Source organism: Ruegeria sp. AB7 (genome assembly GCF_056542625.1).
The window spans coordinates 1,163,458-1,179,531 of record NZ_JBQGAC010000001.1 but is presented as its reverse complement, the minus strand read 5'-3'; the positions used below and the strand labels follow the sequence as shown (position 1 = coordinate 1,179,531).

Annotated in this window: 13 protein-coding genes; 5 read left to right on the top strand and 8 right to left on the bottom strand. The window is 54.1% G+C overall.

Going from position 1 to position 16,074, the window contains the following annotated elements:
- Positions 1–108 precede the first annotated feature (108 nt).
- The 6 genes from ACR0EN_RS05900 to ACR0EN_RS05875 form a co-directional block, all read right to left on the bottom strand.
- Positions 109–1,104 carry a nuclear transport factor 2 family protein gene (locus ACR0EN_RS05900; RefSeq protein WP_170512638.1) on the bottom strand — a complete coding sequence of 332 codons (996 nt, stop codon included), beginning with the start codon at positions 1,102–1,104 and terminating at the stop codon, positions 109–111.
- Positions 1,105–1,129: 25 nt separating this feature from the next.
- A complete protein-coding gene (locus tag ACR0EN_RS05895) occupies positions 1,130–2,128 on the bottom strand; it encodes an ester cyclase (protein WP_010442721.1) in 999 nt (332 codons plus the stop codon).
- A gap of 76 nt (positions 2,129–2,204) precedes the next feature.
- Entirely contained in the window at positions 2,205–3,086 is an 882-nt protein-coding gene (locus ACR0EN_RS05890) for a carbohydrate ABC transporter permease (protein WP_010442720.1), read from the bottom strand.
- A 10-nt stretch (positions 3,087–3,096) separates the two neighbouring features.
- On the bottom strand, positions 3,097–4,128 hold the full coding sequence (locus ACR0EN_RS05885) for a carbohydrate ABC transporter permease (protein ID WP_010442719.1): 1,032 nt from the start codon (positions 4,126–4,128) through the stop codon (positions 3,097–3,099).
- A 76-nt stretch (positions 4,129–4,204) separates the two neighbouring features.
- Positions 4,205–5,449, bottom strand: coding sequence for an ABC transporter substrate-binding protein (locus ACR0EN_RS05880; RefSeq protein WP_480585639.1), 1,245 nt, complete (start codon positions 5,447–5,449; stop codon positions 4,205–4,207).
- A 78-nt stretch (positions 5,450–5,527) separates the two neighbouring features.
- Positions 5,528–6,577, bottom strand: a complete 1,050-nt coding sequence (locus ACR0EN_RS05875; protein WP_170567760.1) for an ABC transporter ATP-binding protein — start codon at positions 6,575–6,577, stop codon at positions 5,528–5,530.
- A gap of 80 nt (positions 6,578–6,657) precedes the next feature.
- Between ACR0EN_RS05875 and ACR0EN_RS05870 the strand changes: the two genes are divergently transcribed.
- On the top strand, positions 6,658–7,587 hold the full coding sequence (locus ACR0EN_RS05870; protein WP_010442716.1) for a LysR family transcriptional regulator: 930 nt from the start codon (positions 6,658–6,660) through the stop codon (positions 7,585–7,587).
- Between the two features lie 144 nt (positions 7,588–7,731).
- Here the strand turns inward: ACR0EN_RS05870 and ACR0EN_RS05865 are convergent, their stop codons facing one another.
- Positions 7,732–8,520 (bottom strand): hypothetical protein, encoded by a 789-nt coding sequence (locus ACR0EN_RS05865; RefSeq protein ID WP_480585636.1) that lies wholly within the window; start codon positions 8,518–8,520, stop codon positions 7,732–7,734.
- Entirely contained in the window at positions 8,517–9,914 is a 1,398-nt protein-coding gene (thrC, locus tag ACR0EN_RS05860) for a threonine synthase (RefSeq protein WP_480585703.1), read from the bottom strand. The genes ACR0EN_RS05865 and thrC overlap by 4 nt, the downstream gene beginning before the upstream one ends.
- 85 nt (positions 9,915–9,999) lie before the next feature.
- Between thrC and ACR0EN_RS05855 the strand changes: the two genes are divergently transcribed.
- The 4 genes from ACR0EN_RS05855 (at position 10,000) to ACR0EN_RS05840 (ending at position 16,052) form a co-directional block, all read left to right on the top strand.
- The gene (locus tag ACR0EN_RS05855) at positions 10,000–10,593 is read left to right on the top strand and encodes a helix-turn-helix domain-containing protein (protein ID WP_083829029.1); all 594 of its coding nucleotides are present in this window, start codon (positions 10,000–10,002) and stop codon (positions 10,591–10,593) included.
- A 263-nt stretch (positions 10,594–10,856) separates the two neighbouring features.
- Positions 10,857–12,416 (top strand): trimethylamine methyltransferase family protein, encoded by a 1,560-nt coding sequence (locus tag ACR0EN_RS05850; protein WP_480585634.1) that lies wholly within the window; start codon positions 10,857–10,859, stop codon positions 12,414–12,416.
- A gap of 172 nt (positions 12,417–12,588) precedes the next feature.
- Positions 12,589–15,039, top strand: coding sequence for a GcvT family protein (locus ACR0EN_RS05845; protein WP_480585631.1), 2,451 nt, complete (start codon positions 12,589–12,591; stop codon positions 15,037–15,039).
- Between the two features lie 14 nt (positions 15,040–15,053).
- Positions 15,054–16,052 (top strand): GlxA family transcriptional regulator, encoded by a 999-nt coding sequence (locus ACR0EN_RS05840; protein ID WP_480585628.1) that lies wholly within the window; start codon positions 15,054–15,056, stop codon positions 16,050–16,052.
- The last annotated feature ends 22 nt before the right edge of the window (positions 16,053–16,074 follow it).

The window sequence follows — 16,074 nt, the reverse complement described above, 5'->3', positions numbered from 1 at the left end:
ATTTCGCCGGCCCGAAATGTGTTGCCGGTGATACGACTATTACTTTGGAGATATACGAATTTGCAAAGACACCGCAGCACTGGCGACATTCAACATTGTCTTGAACGCTCAATGACACCCTACTTTCGGTTGCAATAGGATCTGTTTCCATATGGCTGTTTCGTCGTAAAGGGTCCACTCACGACGAAGCTTTGGTTTTCCTGTAACCAATTCACCGTATTCGGCGTGGGTTGCTCCCAGGACGAAAACCTCGGCACCTGTCGGCTCACCAAATGCGCCATATCCTTCGTGTATTCCGTGAAGCGTCCAGCGAACGGCGGCACGAGGTGGCATCGCGGGATCATCACGACCAATTATATGGTGTATCTTGAATTCAGCCGTTGGGAAGCTGGCCCGCAATCCCATCCAAAATTGATCTGCACCGTCAAAGCTAACAGCTGCTGCCCCACCTGGATACTCCAACTGCGCGGCACGTTCATATTCTTCGGGGATTGCTTCGAATTCGGCGTGCATCAAACGTTCAAGCAAGTTCGCCAATCGCGTGCCCCAGATATTGCTATTGCCTGTCCCGGAATACGGACCACTGATATCATTCGCTGGAGAGTAGGGCTGGACGCATTTGCTCGGTCCGCCTTCTCGTTCAATCAAACCGCGTGCGTATTCTTTCGGGTTCAGACCCAATTGTCGCACAATTGCGCCTTGATCGCGAATAAGCCATTCGTCGTTGATCTGGTTGTTGATGACGTGGCAATCGGCGATGATCCTGTATTGAAGTTGTTTGTCCGTGGGTGCGCCGTAAACGCCGGGATGCGTATGCGTCGCCGTCGACAAAAGCCTGTGAGATGACAGCATTCCGTCTTCTGGCGTACCACACCAAATCACATCTTCGCCCAGCAACTTGCGGTCTGGAAACTCTGAAAGCGTCGCCATAGTCGCTGCGATCACGTCCTTGTTGCCTACAACAACCGACGCGGGCGAGCGAACGACAATATCTGGGGCGTAATAGTCGTGCAGTTTGGCGATGCGGCGGTCTTCCCACAGTTCTTTCGTGATGCTGATGATATAGTCGGGCAAATCGACAAACTTTGGGTCAAAACCGTTCATGTCTAATGTCCTTGGTATGACGGCATCAAGCGTCTCCAATCGGGAAGGATAGTCGACCCGGAACGCGCACCTTGTTGAATTCACGCAATCGCGCAAAAACGTCCACGCCGAGTTGTTGATAGGCATCCAGAAGGTCAACCATGACCCAGTTTTCCCGAATCTTATTGTTTTCCAGGCGCCAGAAATCCAATGATTTCATGGTGATGCGTTTACCCGTGGGTGCAATACCCATCCACCCATCGTTGGTCACGGTTTGGATCATATTCGGCCACCCGGTCACGGCTGCATAGTTGCCGTCACCGAAGAAGTGATAGGTTATTTCATCTACGTATCGGCCGCGATCCGGCATCCCATTCAGAAATGGGATCTGATGCCAATTGCGGAAACCAGCGATGCCTCGGCCTGTGCCAATTCCGGCCGGGCCGTACCAGTTGACGCGTTCGCTCCAGAAACGCGGCATTTCCATCTTTTCGGGGCCGCCCTGACTCGGGTGTTTTTTCATATGCTTCAGCATTGTAACGATGTGGTCGCAGGATGCGTTCGCCTTCACTTCGTCCCACGGTCCGGGTATGATGCCGTCGTTTGTGGCGGGGCCCGGTATGCAAAACTCTAGGCCCAATGACGGTGCCATCGGCCAAGCCTGGGCTTGCATCATCACTTCCGGAATGTCCCAAAGGGTTTGAATTTCGACAACTTTGTCGTTCACAATCCGATAGAACTCGTGAAAACGCATATGTGTCAGGTGCCCGGTTGGCGGAATGTCCAACCACGGCCCTACAAAGGTGCCAACGTAGTGGCCGCCGCATCCGACCCAATCATCCCCCCGCTCGGTCCGGCCTGCCATTACAATCCAATCTCGACGCTCAAGGTCGGGCATTGCTTCGAAAAGTGGCACATAGCAGGCGTCGAAAAAGTCCGTCGGGCCGCAAAAATCACCAAACGGGTGCGGCATGTGTATGACCGCATCTGCCGTAAAGATATCGGCAATGGCCGAGCGAACGTTACTTAGTTCAAAATTGACCATCGCATTTCGAAGAGGCTCCAAGATCGCCTTGTTTCGCGTGTGTATGTCTGAGACGGGACTAGCGTCGTTCATAGTATTAGCCTTTGACTGCTCCAGCGGTCAGACCGCTTACGATTTGGCGCTGGAAGAATAGGATCAGGACAAACAGCGGTGCTGTTGCGGATACCACGGCGGCAACCGCATACATTACCTTGCCTTCGACTTGAGTGGTCCCCATGAAGCTGTTGATTGCGGGGATTATTGTCTCGTTCTCTTCGCTGAGAAGCATCACGGCGACGGTGAAATCATTATACGCCAGCAGAAAGCTGAACAAACCGGTGGTGATTACACCAGGCCACATTACGGGAACAATCACGTGTCTGAAGGCCTGAAAACGTGTACAACCGTCGACCATGGCACTCTCGTCCATGTCTTTAGGGATGTTCTTGAAAAACGAATGCAACATCCAAAGGGTAAAGGGTTGATTTATTGCCACCAACACTATGATTGTAGTCGGTAATATGCCCCAGACATTCCATTCGAAGAACCACAACAGATAACCCGAAACCAATGTTATATGTGGCATGGCACGAAACACGAGTGCGGCCATGAGAATCCAAAATGCATACCGAAAACCCGAGCGCGCCAGGGCATAGCCTCCAAGCGTGCCGAACGTCAGGGAAATGACGACTGTAAAGAACACGACAATGCTGGTGTTCTTAAAGTTGAACCAAAAATCTTCCGTCACCCACGCGCCGTAATAGCCTTGTCCAGTGAATGTGCTGCCGGTTTGTTCGAGTGTGTTGGTCCCTCGCACGGCGTTCATCCAATCCGCTTTGGACAGGAAATCGGCTTGCACCTTGAAACTTCCCCAGAAGGTCCAAAGGAAGGGGAACGCTGCGATAAGCAGCCATAACCCTACCATCGTGAAGGAGAACAGTTTCAGTGGGGTCATGCGTGTTTCTGCTTTTCTCGCCATGATCTTGTCCTCAGTGAGATTTGCGTGTGAAATCGCGCCAAGTGCGAACGAGTACCGGCATCATCAGGATGACAACCAAGAAGATTGTGATCAAAGACGTTGCCCCGGCCGAACCGTAGAGTGGGTTGCCGCTTTCGCGCAGGTCGTTAAAGATAATCCAGCTCAGTGACCGGGCGTGGGCCTCGGCAGAGAAACTCACGATCGGTTCAAACACCCGCAAATTGTCCATGATCAGCATCAGTGTCACGAAGGTCACGAGTGGCATCAGATGTGGCACCACGACGTAGACCAAGCGTTGCCACTTCGAGGCTCCGTCGATCTGCGCGGCCTCCATTGTGTCCGCGGGAACCGTTTGTAACCCGGCATAAAATGTGATGAAGCTGAAAGGCAAAGTGTGCCAGACACCATATACCATAAGCATGAACCACATGAGACCGGTGGAAGCTTTCAAGCTGAGGTTCGGGTCATTGAAGATGTTTTGAATGGTTGCGCCGATGACACCGTCGCCATCCACCATCCAGAACAGGATCAGCGAGCCGACCAGCGGTGTGACAAGGAAGGGCAAGAGTGAGACAAAGATCGCTGCGCCCTTGAGCTTGCGCGGCAGGGTGTTCACACCCACCGCTACGGCCATACCGAGGATCAGGACCATCGGCGTTACTATGAACGTGTAAGCTAGGGTAAAGGTGAGAGCATTATAAAATGGCAGGTCACCCAGCTCTCGCCAGAACTCGCCCATTGTCTCGGTGTTTGCCCAAGCCTCGCCAATTTCGGCAAAGGCCAAGTGCGAGCGGTTTGTATAGGTACCCAATCCATTGAACTTGCCTAAAGGTGCTTCATCACGAAGTTTCTGTGTCGCCTCAAGATCGACCGAGGTGGACTCCTTGCATCCAAAAGGTCCACAACTTTCCGAAACAACCAGAACCTGTTCGTGTTGAACGAAAAGCGATTGGATAAAGACAGAAACAATTGGCAGAGCGATGAACAAAATCATTGCTGAAAGAGTTGGCAGGATGAACCAGAAGAATGTGCGATGCTTCATGTCAAATGTCCCCGTCGGTGGGTGTTAGGTTGAGGGGGGCTTACAAGTACCCCCCTCGCGCGCTCGATCAGGGGAGTTACTGAAGGAAGCCCGCTTCTTTCGCCGCTGTCCTGTATGCAGCCTCAACATCGGCAAGCGCCTTCTCGGCGCTTTCGTCACCTTTTAGGAAGTCCGACAGCTCGGAACCCAATGCAGCGTGCAGCAATCCGATCTGAGGAAGCATCGGGTACGGTTGCGCCCCGCCTTGAACAGTTGCCGCAACACCAGCTGCCGCTGGGCCAGGCGTAAATCCTTCGAGCAACCAAACAGCGTCGTCGTTGTTGGCCGCGACCATTTCCGGCGTCAACGCGCTTGCCAGTGCAGCGAATGTCGCTTCTGCTTCAGCGTCAGATACATTCGTGGAGATTGTGAAGCCATCCCACCATAGTGTTGCTCCGGGGATGCCACCCGGTTCAACTGAGGGTGCAGCGGATAGAACTGTATTCGACGTAACTTCCGCGCTTGACCCTTCATCGTCGAGGATTGGCGCTCCACGAGACCCCCACATGATACCAAGTGCGGCCTCGCCAGCTTCCCAAAGTCCCTGCGTTTCGTTCGAGGCTTGCGTAAGATGGTCTGGATGCGCGTATTCCACCATCGCTTTCAGTGTTTCCAAGGCAGCAATACCAGCTTCGCTGTTGACAGTTGGTTCGGCGGTGCCGGGTTTGAAGAACTCACCACCGTGCGCAAGAAAGACCAGATTAAAGGACTCGCCTACATTCCAGCCGGTCTTCAGGTTCATGACGATGGGATATTCCATGATTCCGGCATCCCGGATCGCCTTTGCAGCTTCAATCACCTCGTCATAGGTGCTCGGAGCGCTGTCGATCCCCACTTGCGCCAGAATGTCGGAGCGTGAGAACAGGTGCTGCGCATTAGCCATGAAAGCAATGGCCATGACATTGCCGTCAATGGCGATCTTTAGATTGTCGGGAATACTCTGACCGTGGCTTTCGATTAGATCGTTCAGCGGACGGACCAGTCCATCATTCATCAATTGTGTCAGTGTCGAATTAGCTACAATTACGCTGGTGTATTCGGCAGGATCCGGAGTGAGCGCCGCGTTCATGATCTGTCGGGCTTCGGTCGTATGATTGCGCGAAAACTCTGAGGCTGCTTCGGCGCAATTTCCTTCTGCGGTGCCCGCCACAGCGTGAATGGCGGGAAAATCACTCGCAAGTATACGGATGGACTGATCAGACGGGCCGCAATCTGCCGCGTAAGCAGTCGTCCCCATTAGTCCTGCCATTGCTCCAGCAACGAATAGTTTTTTGATGAGCATGTGTTTTCTCCCTTTGATGTTGGGCGCATCTTGTAACTTTGCACCCGGTTTCTCGGCTGTTTCGGAATGTCCCATGTGTCAGCTTCCGATGCGTGCTCCAGATTTCTGATCAAACAGATGGAAGTGTTCAGGGGCGACGTTGATCGAAACGATTTCACCGATCTCGGCGCGGTAAGATTTGTCTGCTTTTACCGAGACGAGCGCGCCGCCGATGCGAACCGAAACCATGGTCGCGTCACCCAGGAGTTCCATCGTGTAGATTGGAGCGTTGATCTGGCCGCCGATTTCGACGACGTTGGCGTCCTCGGCCCGGAAGCCAAGGGTGACCTTGCCATCTGGTGCACTCAATCCCGGCACGTCGACATGTTGTGCGCGGAAAGTTCCACCTGACATATCGCCATCCATCAGGTTCATTGCAGGGTTGCCGATAAAGCTGGCGACGAAAGCGTTGGCGGGGCTGTCGTAGATCTCAACAGGTGTACCCACTTGCTGCACAACACCCTGTTTCATGATCACAACCCGATCCGCCAAGGTCATCGCCTCAATCTGGTCGTGGGTTACATAGATGGTGGTCACCGCCAGTTCGTGGCTCAGGTTTTTGATCTGCGCCCGCGTCGAAACCCGCAGCTTCGCATCCAGATTCGAAAGAGGTTCGTCCATCAGGAAAACGTTTGGTTCACGTACAATTGCCCGAGCCAACGCCACACGCTGCCGCTGTCCACCCGATAGTTCAGCAGGCTTCCGATGTAGGAAGTCATCCAACTCAACCATCGCGCTGGCTCGCCGCACCTTTTCGTCATGGATATTTGGATCGACGCCGCGCACTTTCAGCGGAAAGCGAATGTTCTCATAAACGTTCATGTTCGGGTAAAGCGCGTAACTCTGGAACACCATCGCCACATCGCGATCCTTCGGTTCCATTTCATTAACCCGCAGGCCGTCGATCAAAATGTCGCCTTCGCTGGCGTCTTCGAGTCCTGCAATCATCCGCATGGTTGTGGTTTTGCCGCAGCCCGAAGGGCCCAGAAGGACTAAGAACTCCTTGTCCGCAATCGTAAGGTCGAAATTGTCCACCCCAATGAAGCTGCCCCAACGCTTGCCAATGTTGCGAAGTTGGATTTCCGCCATCTATCCCTCCCGGAATCGCCTTGCATACGATTGAGATAAGGCTAGACGGTCAGCCACTTTCACAATAATGAATTCATTCTATGAGTGATATAAATCAAATTGATCTCAGACTTGTCGACACCACCATACTCCTGGTGTTTCTCGGGGCCATGCGCCACAGGCAGGCCACAGCCGTCGCGCGCGAGATGGGGCTGACCCAACCTGCCGTCAGCCATGCCTTAAAGCGTCTTCGAAAACTCTATGATGACCCGCTGTTTCTAAGGCGCGCGCATGGGCTAGAACCAACTGCTTTAGCGCACGAATTGGAACCGAAAGTTCGCAGAATTGTTCGACTCATTTCACAAACATTAGAAGGTGCCGATGAATTCGAACCGAGTTCTACTTCCACCGACTTGAAGATAGGTGCATTTGACTACGAGCTTACCGGGGTAATTCCGCCGCTGGTTGCGAAGCTGCGCAAGGTGAGTCCGGGCATCAATATCCACGCATTTTCATTATTCAACGACGAAGCTCTTGAGGCCCTGACGCAGGGGCGCATTGATCTCGCGATAGGATATTTCGACTTTCCGGCAAAAAGTGAAAATCACTTTGTTTCAGAAGAGCTCTTTTCAGAAGATTACGTGCTGGTAGGTCGCAATGGTCATCCTCTTTTGGAGGAAGATTTGACATTTGAACGAATAGCCAGGGCGAACCACCTGCTCATTTCACCGCATGGTCCTACTAGAAACTTGGTCGACCAAGCTCTGCAACTTCAAGGGCTTAGAAGGAACATTCAGACGATTGTGCCTTCACTTTTTTCCGCTCTATCGATTGTGGAAAGCTCCGACCTTGTGATGACATTGCCTAAGCGGGCCGCAAACAACAACATTCGGAGGTTCGATATATCCCACCGACCCCTACCGATCGCAGGGGGAATATTCAAACTCCATGCAGTTCGTCATATTCGAGACGCCAATAGTCCTCTACACATCTGGCTAATCAATCAACTGATAGAAGTTGTTTCCGACTAGGCCGTGTTCACAAAAGGGGCTCACATCTACTTTCCGACATGAAACAAGCTGGTATCTGTGATGGAGGTCAACTTGACGCAAGACATAATAGTGTTCGAAGAATAATCGTTCTCAACATGGCCCGGCGCGTTGGTCGATGAAGACTCAGGCGTATCGCAAATCTGCGGCACTAATAGATATGTCGCTGTGCCTAGCTAGTGCCGCAAATTTATCTCGCCTGACCGAAATTAGCTTCTGATACGACCAAAGCGCGAACATCGTTGGATCGATATCACTGTCTCGGTCTCCGGCCATTTCTGAATACTCACTCCAATATTCAGAAAGCAGGTCTGGAGGATAGTAAATTGGTTTTGGGTTCTCAACGTACCTGACTATCAGGTTCTGGACGAGTTCATCGCTCTCCCTAAGCGAAACGATGACGAACCTTTCTTTCAAAGCAGAAAATGTGGGATCACCAGCCGCAAACAATTCGCAGAACGACCCGCTTGAATCAGCCAGAACTGGCTGATCGGATTCCAGGCTAAGAAGGCCTTCGACTGCGGTGAGTTCAGCCTGCCTATGAAAGTTCTGCCGTTTCACATATTCGTTGAATTCAATCCCGCCTCTGTCTGGGTCTCCAGGCATCCCCAAATAGGAAGTCAATGGCGCAAGCGTGTCCTTGCACAATTCGTCGTCCAAGTTGAGAATGCCCAGTTCCTGCAGCCTGGACAGCATAGCTCCCTTGCTGACCTCGGCATTGAATGCGTCAAGTATCTGCTTGCGCAAATACTGCCCTTGGATTTGGGCGTCTATCGACACATAGCGCCACGCCCCGGATTGGTTCAAAAAGCTCGAAAGAAGCGTCTTTCCAATTCCCGACATCCCGATCAGAAGTATGTCACGCGGTTCACTCAGAAGAGATTGAACTTCCGGGGTTACACACGTCAGCTTCATGGTGTTGCGAATTTTCCATCAATCACACTTTGCACCGCTTCAACCGTCGGATCGACGGTTGCGAACTCTTCTTCGCGGGCAAACAAGGCTTCCAGCCGCGCCGGAGTTTCTGGGAGTGTTCCAAGCGCTTCTACAACTGCCGTCGGGAATTTTGCCGGGTGGGCTGTTTCAGCGACAACAATGGGTCCGTTAAGCGTTGCCCTCAGCTGATCCGCCGCGAAGTAGCCGGTTGCCGAATGTGGGCAAATGATCTTGCCGAACTGCTTATGGATCTGGCGCATGGTGTTTAAGGCATCATCTTTGCCGCACTTCATCGCATCGAAGTCTTTGGTCAGTCTTGAATGCTCGGATTGCGAAAGTTCGTAAATAGACTGCTCAGCGAGCTGCTTTTGCATGTCGCGCGTTGCGTTCCCGTCGCGTCCTTTCAGAATCCACAGCATACGCTCAAAGTTGCTGGAAACCTGAATATCCATGCTCGGCGAGATCGTAGGTATTGTCTCTGCCTTCGACATCATACCAGTCTCGAACAGCCGGGGGAGGACATCATTTTCGTTCGATGTGACGATCAACTTCCCAATGGGAGCGCCCATTTGCTTCGCGATATAGCCCGCAAAGACATTTCCAAAATTCCCGCTGGGGACAGCAAAGTTCACGGGTCGGCCGTAATCGTTGTGGATTTTGACCGAAGCGTAAATGTAGTAGGACGTCTGAAGGAGGATCCGGGCCAGGTTGATCGAATTCACAGCCGTATAGCTATATTCTTTGGCAGCTTCGCTTTGATACAGGTTTTTGACTAGGCATTGGCAGTCATCAAAGTCGCCTCGAACGGAAATTGCCTGAACGTTTGCGGCTCCCAGGCAGGTCATCTGCTTGCGTTGAACATCAGAGACGCGGCCCTCCGGAAACAGAATTACTGCATTGGCTCGCGAACGTCCCGCAAAGGCATTTGCGGTGGCTGCGCCAGTATCTCCCGACGTTGCGCAGAGTACGGTCGCGCGCTTGTCAGTGATTGTGAGTTCCCGATCGATCGCTTCCGCCAAAGGGGCGAGGGCGTAATCCTTGAAAGCGAGCGTGGGGCCATGGAAAAGCTCCATGCTCCACATCTGGTCATCCAGGCGAGACAGAGGTGGGCCATCATTGCGTTCGAAACCGGCCAGCGCTTTTCTTATGCCTGTGGTGAAGTCGCACTGTTGCCACTCTGCTCCGCCAAACAGTGCCAGAACATCCGATGCAATCTGGTCGTAGGCCCGCCGGCTCAGCGTGGCCAATTCGCTGGATGTAAGTTCGGGCCAGGCCTCAGGCACGTAAAGACCGCCATCTTCGGCAGTTCCACGGCTTAGCAACTCTCGGAGAGATCGAGCGGGTGCGCTCCCGCGAGTACTTGAGTAGAGCATGGCATTTTCCAAGATTTCTAATATTGTGGATTTAGCAAGACCTCTATCGTTCGTAAACAAAAATCTAATATAGTGGAATTACGGAATGAACACACCTTTACCTACACCTGAAATCGGGAAAATTATGAAGGAAGCCAGGAAATCGCTGGGCCTGACCCTTGAGCGACTCTCTGAGCGTACAGGGGTGTCCCGATCGATGCTATCCGCCATTGAGAGGGGTGCCACCAACCCGACCTTTTCCATAGTCTGGGCCCTTTCTCAGGCACTTGGCGTTGACCTTAGCTTGCTTGAGGGCACGCCTGGTGGCGAGGATCCAATCGAGCATCTTCATCACTATTCCACGCCGATGCAGCGAAGTGCGGACGGTAAATGCGAGATTTATATGCTGAGCCCGCGACGCACTGTTCTTCCCGTAGAGTGGCACAGGCTTCTCATGAAGGTCGGAGCAGAGCTTGATTCAAAGCCCCATGCGCCTGGAACCTTCGAGCACCTGACCTGCCTGTCCGGCTCACTGTCGGTAACGGTCGCTGGACGAACTGTTCGGGCTGAGGCGGGCGATACATTGCGATACCGCAGTGACTGCAATCATCGCATTAACAACGAGGCGGATGGAGAAACGGAGGCCATCCTTCTTGTGGCTCAGCCGACTCAATATCAGGAACCTACAGCGTCAGTCTGAGAGGGCCTATAAAACCTATTGACTGAAATATGGTAACTATCCAATATACCGCATCTCGTGCGGCATATTGGAAAATTAAAAATGAAACAGCGACTGGTACCTCCAAGTAATAGCGGACTTTTCCGTTCGCGGGCCCACGCAGGATTGAGCGACGAATCGCGGTCAGGTTTCTTTGCCTGCCGCCGTAAGCAGCAAATGACTTGAGGCGTAACGCCCAATCCACTCGTTCTCAGGCTTAACTCCGGCAATGAAGGTACTATCGGATGACAACTGAACAACTGGCCCAGAAAGCGCGCGGGCGCCGTGGGCGTCGCCGTGATGGCGGGGTACCAGCCCCGGCAATCGTGCAGCGCCCGTTCGCGCAGCTTAAGCGTTCCTATCCTGCCGTTGAGCTGATTTCGGATGATCAGGTTGAACACATTCACCAGGCATCCCTGAAACTGCTTTCAGAAACCGGCCTGGATGTCTTGCATGACGACGCGCGTGCAGTGATGAAAAAAGCGGGGGCTGATGTCCGGGACGGTGAAGTACGTGTGCGCTTCGATCCCGATCTGATAAACGAAGCCATTGCAAGCGTGCCGTCTGAATTCACGCTCCACGCGCGAAGCGCCCAGCACAACGTGACCATGGGCGGAAACAACATTGTATTCAACATGATGGCAAGCGCGCCGAATTGTTCGGATACGGATCGGGGCCGGCGCGCAGGCAATCAGGAAGATTTTCGCAACTTCCTCCGATTGGCCCAGATGCACAACGTTCTAAACGTGACGGGTGGGTATCCGGTGGAGCCTGTCGATATTCACGCATCTATCCGCCATCTTGACTGTATTCAGGATTACATCACGCTGACCGACAAGGCCTATTGCATCTACTCACTTGGTGAGGAGCGTGTCTCCGATGCAATCGAGATGACGCGGATTGCCCATGGTCTGACGCACGACCAGATGCGTGATCAGGCCTGTATGTTCTCGATCATCAACACGAACTCTCCTCTCCAGCTCGATATTCCGATGATGCAGGGCGTGATGGCGTTGTCCGAGATGGGCCAGCCTGTTGTGATCACACCCTTCACGCTGGCAGGGGCGATGGCGCCCGTTACGATTGCGGGTGCCGTAACGCTGCAAAACGCCGAAGCTCTGGCGGGTGTGGCCTTTACCCAAATGGTGCGGCCAGGTGCGCCGGTGATGTATGGCGGCTTCACGTCCAACGTGGATATGAAGACCGGCTCGCCAGCGTTTGGCACACCGGAATACATGAAGGCGCAGCATATCGGTGGACAGCTGGCGCGACGCTACGGCATTCCGTATCGCTCTTCGAATGTGTGCGCGGCCAACACGGTTGACTCGCAAGCGGCGTATGAGGCGGTCTTCTCGCTTTGGGGTGCGATCAATGGCGGCGCCAACATGCTCATGCACGGGGCAGGGTGGCTCGAAGGAGGGCTGTGCTGCTCGTATGAGAAGGTGATGCTTGACATCGACTTGCTGCAGATGGTCACGGAATTTCTTCAGCCGGTTTCGACTAGCCCGGAAGACCTTGCGCTGGAAGCCATCAATGAGGTTGGGCCAGCGGGTCACTTCTTTGGCACTGAACACACCCAGGCGCGTTATCGCGACGCCTTCTATTCGCCAATCCTGAGTGACTGGCGCAACTTTGAGACCTGGCAGGAGGCCGGATCGCCGATTGCGATCGAGCGTGCCAACGCAGAGTGGAAAAACCGCCTTGCCTCCTACGAAGCCCCAGCCCTGGATCCGGCGATAAAAGACGAGCTTGACGCCTTTGTTGCCAAACGCAAGGCCGAGGGTGGCGCTGCCACGGATTTCTGACATTTGCAGGTTCGGCAGGACGATCGCGATGACCGGGATCGTTCTGCCGACCAGCAATCCACTGCAAAGAAGAGAACCCCTTTTCACCGAGATAGATGCTTTGGGTCAAAACGAGGAGTGTGCACCCAAATGCAGTCAGAGTGAAAGCTGAATTCCTGAGGAAAAACGAAATATGCCTACTATTCAGACCGACGAGTCCACAGGCGGAAAGAAACTGCCGTCGCACGCCAAAGTCGTTGTTATTGGCGGCGGCGTTGTTGGTTGCTCGATCCTGTTCCACCTGGCCAAGTTCGGTTGGAAGGATGCGGTCCTGCTTGAACGTGACGAGCTGACATCCGGCTCATCCTGGCACGCGGCCGGCGGTATCCACACCATCAGCTCGGATCCGAATATCTCGCGCCTGCAATCATACACGATCAATCTTTATAAAGAGATCGAAGAACTGTCCGGGCAATCCGTTGGTCTACATCAAACTGGTGGCTTTTATGCCGCCTCGACCAAGGAATGGTATGATTACCTGAAGGGCGAGCGTTCGAAAGCGCGCTACATGGGGCTGGATCAGGAATTCATCTCGCCCAAAGAGCTGGCCGAGCGTCATCCGCTGATCGATCCGGACCACTATCACGCGGTTCTTTGGGACGCACAGGACGGCCATCTGGACCCGTCCGGCACGACCTACGCTTTTGCCAAGGCGGCCAAGGCGCATGGTGCCCAGTATTTCACCCACTGTGGCGCCACCGATATGACACAGCGCCCAGATGGCAGCTGGGACATTGTCACCCCCAAAGGCACGATCAATGCAGAGCATGTCGTGAACTGCGGCGGTCTGTGGGCGCGTGAGGTGGGTCACATGGCGGGCCTTCATCTGCCGGTTCAGCCGATGGAGCACCACTACCTGATCACCGAGCGCATGGACGAGGTCGTGAACTTCGGTCAGCAGCTACCGCATGGCATCGACTTTGAGGCCAACGTGTACTGCCGCCAGGAAGGGCAGGGCATGTTGCTGGGTACCTATGAGGCCCAGGCAACCCCTTGGAAAGTCGGCGGAACGCCCTGGGATTTCGGTCATGAACTGCTGCCGCCGGATCTGGATCGCGTGGCGGATCGTCTGGAAACCGCGTTCGAGCGTCTTCCGGCAATGGCCTATGCCGGGATCAAGGATGTGATCAACGGTCCGTTCACATTTGGCCCTGATGGCAACCCGCTGATCGGCCCTGTTCCAGGTATGAAAAACTACTGGGTCGCTGTTGGTGTCATGGCGGGCTTCTGCCAGGGCGGCGGCGTGGGCCTGACCCTTGCGGAATGGATGATCGACGGCGAGCCATCCATCGATGTCTGGGCGATGGACGTGGCGCGTTTTGGTGAGTTCGCGACACCCGACTGGGGCACAATCAAGTCGTCGGAAAACTACGAACGCCGGTTCGTGATGACCTTCCCGAACGAAACCCTGCCTAAGGGCCGCAAGCAAAAGACCACCGCGCTTTATGATCGCATGATCGCCAAAGGTGCGGTGATGGATCAGGGTTTCGGCCTCGAAAACGTACTCTGGTTTGCCGATGGCCCGGAAGATGCGCACGAGGTTCCCTCGTTCGAGCGCAACCGATCTCACGATTATGTCGGACGGGAGATCAAGGCCGTGCGCGAGGCCGTAGGTGGCATTGAGATTGCCAACTTTGCCAAGCATGAGTTCAAGGGCGAGGGTGTTCGCGAATACCTGAACCATATCCTTGCCGGGTTTGTTCCCAAGCCCGGACGCCTGGCTCTGACGCCGATGCTGACACCCAAGGGCAAGCTTTACGGCGACCTGACGGTGGCTTGCCTGGCCGAGGATCACTTTATGCTGTTCGGCTCGGGCGCGATGCAAGAGGCACACCGCCGCTGGTTCGAAAAAGACCTGCCTGCGGGCATTTCTTATGCCAACGTTTCAGACGACTGGCACGGCATTGCATTGTCTGGCCCGAAATCGCGAGACCTGCTGGCCCGGATCACGCGGGACGATGTTTCAGCCGAAGCCTTCAAGTTCCGCGACCTGCGCCAGACCTTTGTCGGCGGCGTGCCGGTGATCATTAACCGGATCAGCTTCTCTGGCGAATTGGGCTACGAAATCTATTGCAAACCGCAATACCTGATGCGCCTGGCAGACGCCATCGAAGAGGCCGGCGCCGATCTGGGCTATCGCTGGTACGGCGCGCGTGCGTTGCTGTCGATGCGACTCGAGAAGGGCTGGGGCGTCTGGACGATGGAATACCGTCCCGACTTCGACGCTGTCGAATCCGGCATGGATGTCTTCATCAACTGGAAGAAGGACTTCGTCGGCAAAGAAGCAACGCTGAAAGCCCGCGATGAAGGGGTCTCGCAGAAGTTGGTGACAATGACCATCGACGTCGAGCGGATCGACGTGGCCCATGACGAGGCGATCCTGAAAGATGGTGAACCGGTCGGCTACGTCAGCTCGGGCGGCTATGCGCACCATGTCGGCAAGTCGATGGCGATGGGTTACGTCGCAGCCGAGTTCGCACTGCCGGGAACGACGCTTCAGGTGGAAATTCTGGGCAACTTTTACGACGCGCTGGTTCTGGCAGGACCAATCTACGACGCCAACGGCGCAAACATGCGTTCTTGATCAGGAGAAAAACCATGGGGCGGCCAGAGAAAGACATAGATGTGGTTCTAAGTGAACTTGTTGAGGTGAACCGCTTCGTATTCTTATTGATGCCCGGGTTCTCGGCATTGGAACTGGGATCCGGCATCGACTCTCTGGCCGCCGCCAACGAAGCAATGGGTAAGGCCTTCTTTCAGTGGAAAACAGCCAGCGAAACGGGCGATAGCATAAATTCTTCTTCAGGGCTGACAGTAGCAGTCGATAGTGCCCTGCCTGATGTGCACCGTGGAGATTGCATCGTTGTTTGCTGCGCCTTCAATTCCCAAAACTACTCTAAGTCTGGAAGGACTGCGGCTTGGCTACGGCAAGCCGCAAGACTAGGAGCACGACTATGCGGTCTAGGAGGTGGTGCACTGTTTCTCGCCCGGATCGGCATAGCGATCGAAGGGCGCATTAGCACACACTGGAGAATGAAGCCTGTTTTTGAAGAAGGCTATCTGGATCTGGAGCCTACCTGCACAATTTTTGAAGAGACTTCAAATATCGTATCCTGTGGGGGCGGAGCCGCCACACTGGACCTTTTTTCTGCGCTGATCCGCCAAAAAGCAGGGCCGGAAGCATCCAGTCAGGTTGCTGACCAGCTCCTTTGTGGGTCTATGCGTGACGGAAATTGCCGTCAGAGTATCTCCAGTCTTTATGGTCCGAAACACCGGAACGAAAAGCTATCCAAAGCACTGAGCTATATGCAGGAAACCTGGGAAGAGTCTGTTTCACCGTCGGTAGTCGCTCGCCAGGTCGGAATATCGACACGGCAACTTGAAAGGCTTTTTAGTCGATATCTGGGGATGAGTCCTAAGACCTACATGATGGTTCTGAGGCTCGAGAGGGCGCGGGCATTGCTGCAGCAAACTCAGATGCGCGTGATCGACGTTGCCACGGCCTGCGGGTTCTCAACACAAGGCCTGTTTTCCAAACACTACAAAAGACACTTCGGGATACTGCCTCGTGACGAAAAGATTGTGCTTGCGCACTAGCTTCGGAGAACGGCAATGCAAT

What these genes read in the sequence shown, in the direction of transcription:
- ACR0EN_RS05840 (WP_480585628.1), top strand. Translation starts at nt 15,054, where the DNA reads ATGGGGCGGCCAGAGAAAGACATAGATGTGGTTCTAAGTGAACTTGTT.
- ACR0EN_RS05900 (WP_170512638.1), bottom strand. Translation starts at nt 1,104, where the DNA reads ATGAACGGTTTTGACCCAAAGTTTGTCGATTTGCCCGACTATATCATC.
- thrC (WP_480585703.1), bottom strand. Translation starts at nt 9,914, where the DNA reads ATGCTCTACTCAAGTACTCGCGGGAGCGCACCCGCTCGATCTCTCCGA.
- ACR0EN_RS05870 (WP_010442716.1), top strand. Translation starts at nt 6,658, where the DNA reads ATGAGTGATATAAATCAAATTGATCTCAGACTTGTCGACACCACCATA.
- ACR0EN_RS05895 (WP_010442721.1), bottom strand. Translation starts at nt 2,128, where the DNA reads ATGGTCAATTTTGAACTAAGTAACGTTCGCTCGGCCATTGCCGATATC.
- ACR0EN_RS05875 (WP_170567760.1), bottom strand. Translation starts at nt 6,577, where the DNA reads ATGGCGGAAATCCAACTTCGCAACATTGGCAAGCGTTGGGGCAGCTTC.
- ACR0EN_RS05850 (WP_480585634.1), top strand. Translation starts at nt 10,857, where the DNA reads ATGACAACTGAACAACTGGCCCAGAAAGCGCGCGGGCGCCGTGGGCGT.
- ACR0EN_RS05885 (WP_010442719.1), bottom strand. Translation starts at nt 4,128, where the DNA reads ATGAAGCATCGCACATTCTTCTGGTTCATCCTGCCAACTCTTTCAGCA.
- ACR0EN_RS05845 (WP_480585631.1), top strand. Translation starts at nt 12,589, where the DNA reads ATGCCTACTATTCAGACCGACGAGTCCACAGGCGGAAAGAAACTGCCG.
- ACR0EN_RS05865 (WP_480585636.1), bottom strand. Translation starts at nt 8,520, where the DNA reads ATGAAGCTGACGTGTGTAACCCCGGAAGTTCAATCTCTTCTGAGTGAA.
- ACR0EN_RS05890 (WP_010442720.1), bottom strand. Translation starts at nt 3,086, where the DNA reads ATGGCGAGAAAAGCAGAAACACGCATGACCCCACTGAAACTGTTCTCC.
- ACR0EN_RS05855 (WP_083829029.1), top strand. Translation starts at nt 10,000, where the DNA reads ATGAACACACCTTTACCTACACCTGAAATCGGGAAAATTATGAAGGAA.
- ACR0EN_RS05880 (WP_480585639.1), bottom strand. Translation starts at nt 5,449, where the DNA reads ATGCTCATCAAAAAACTATTCGTTGCTGGAGCAATGGCAGGACTAATG.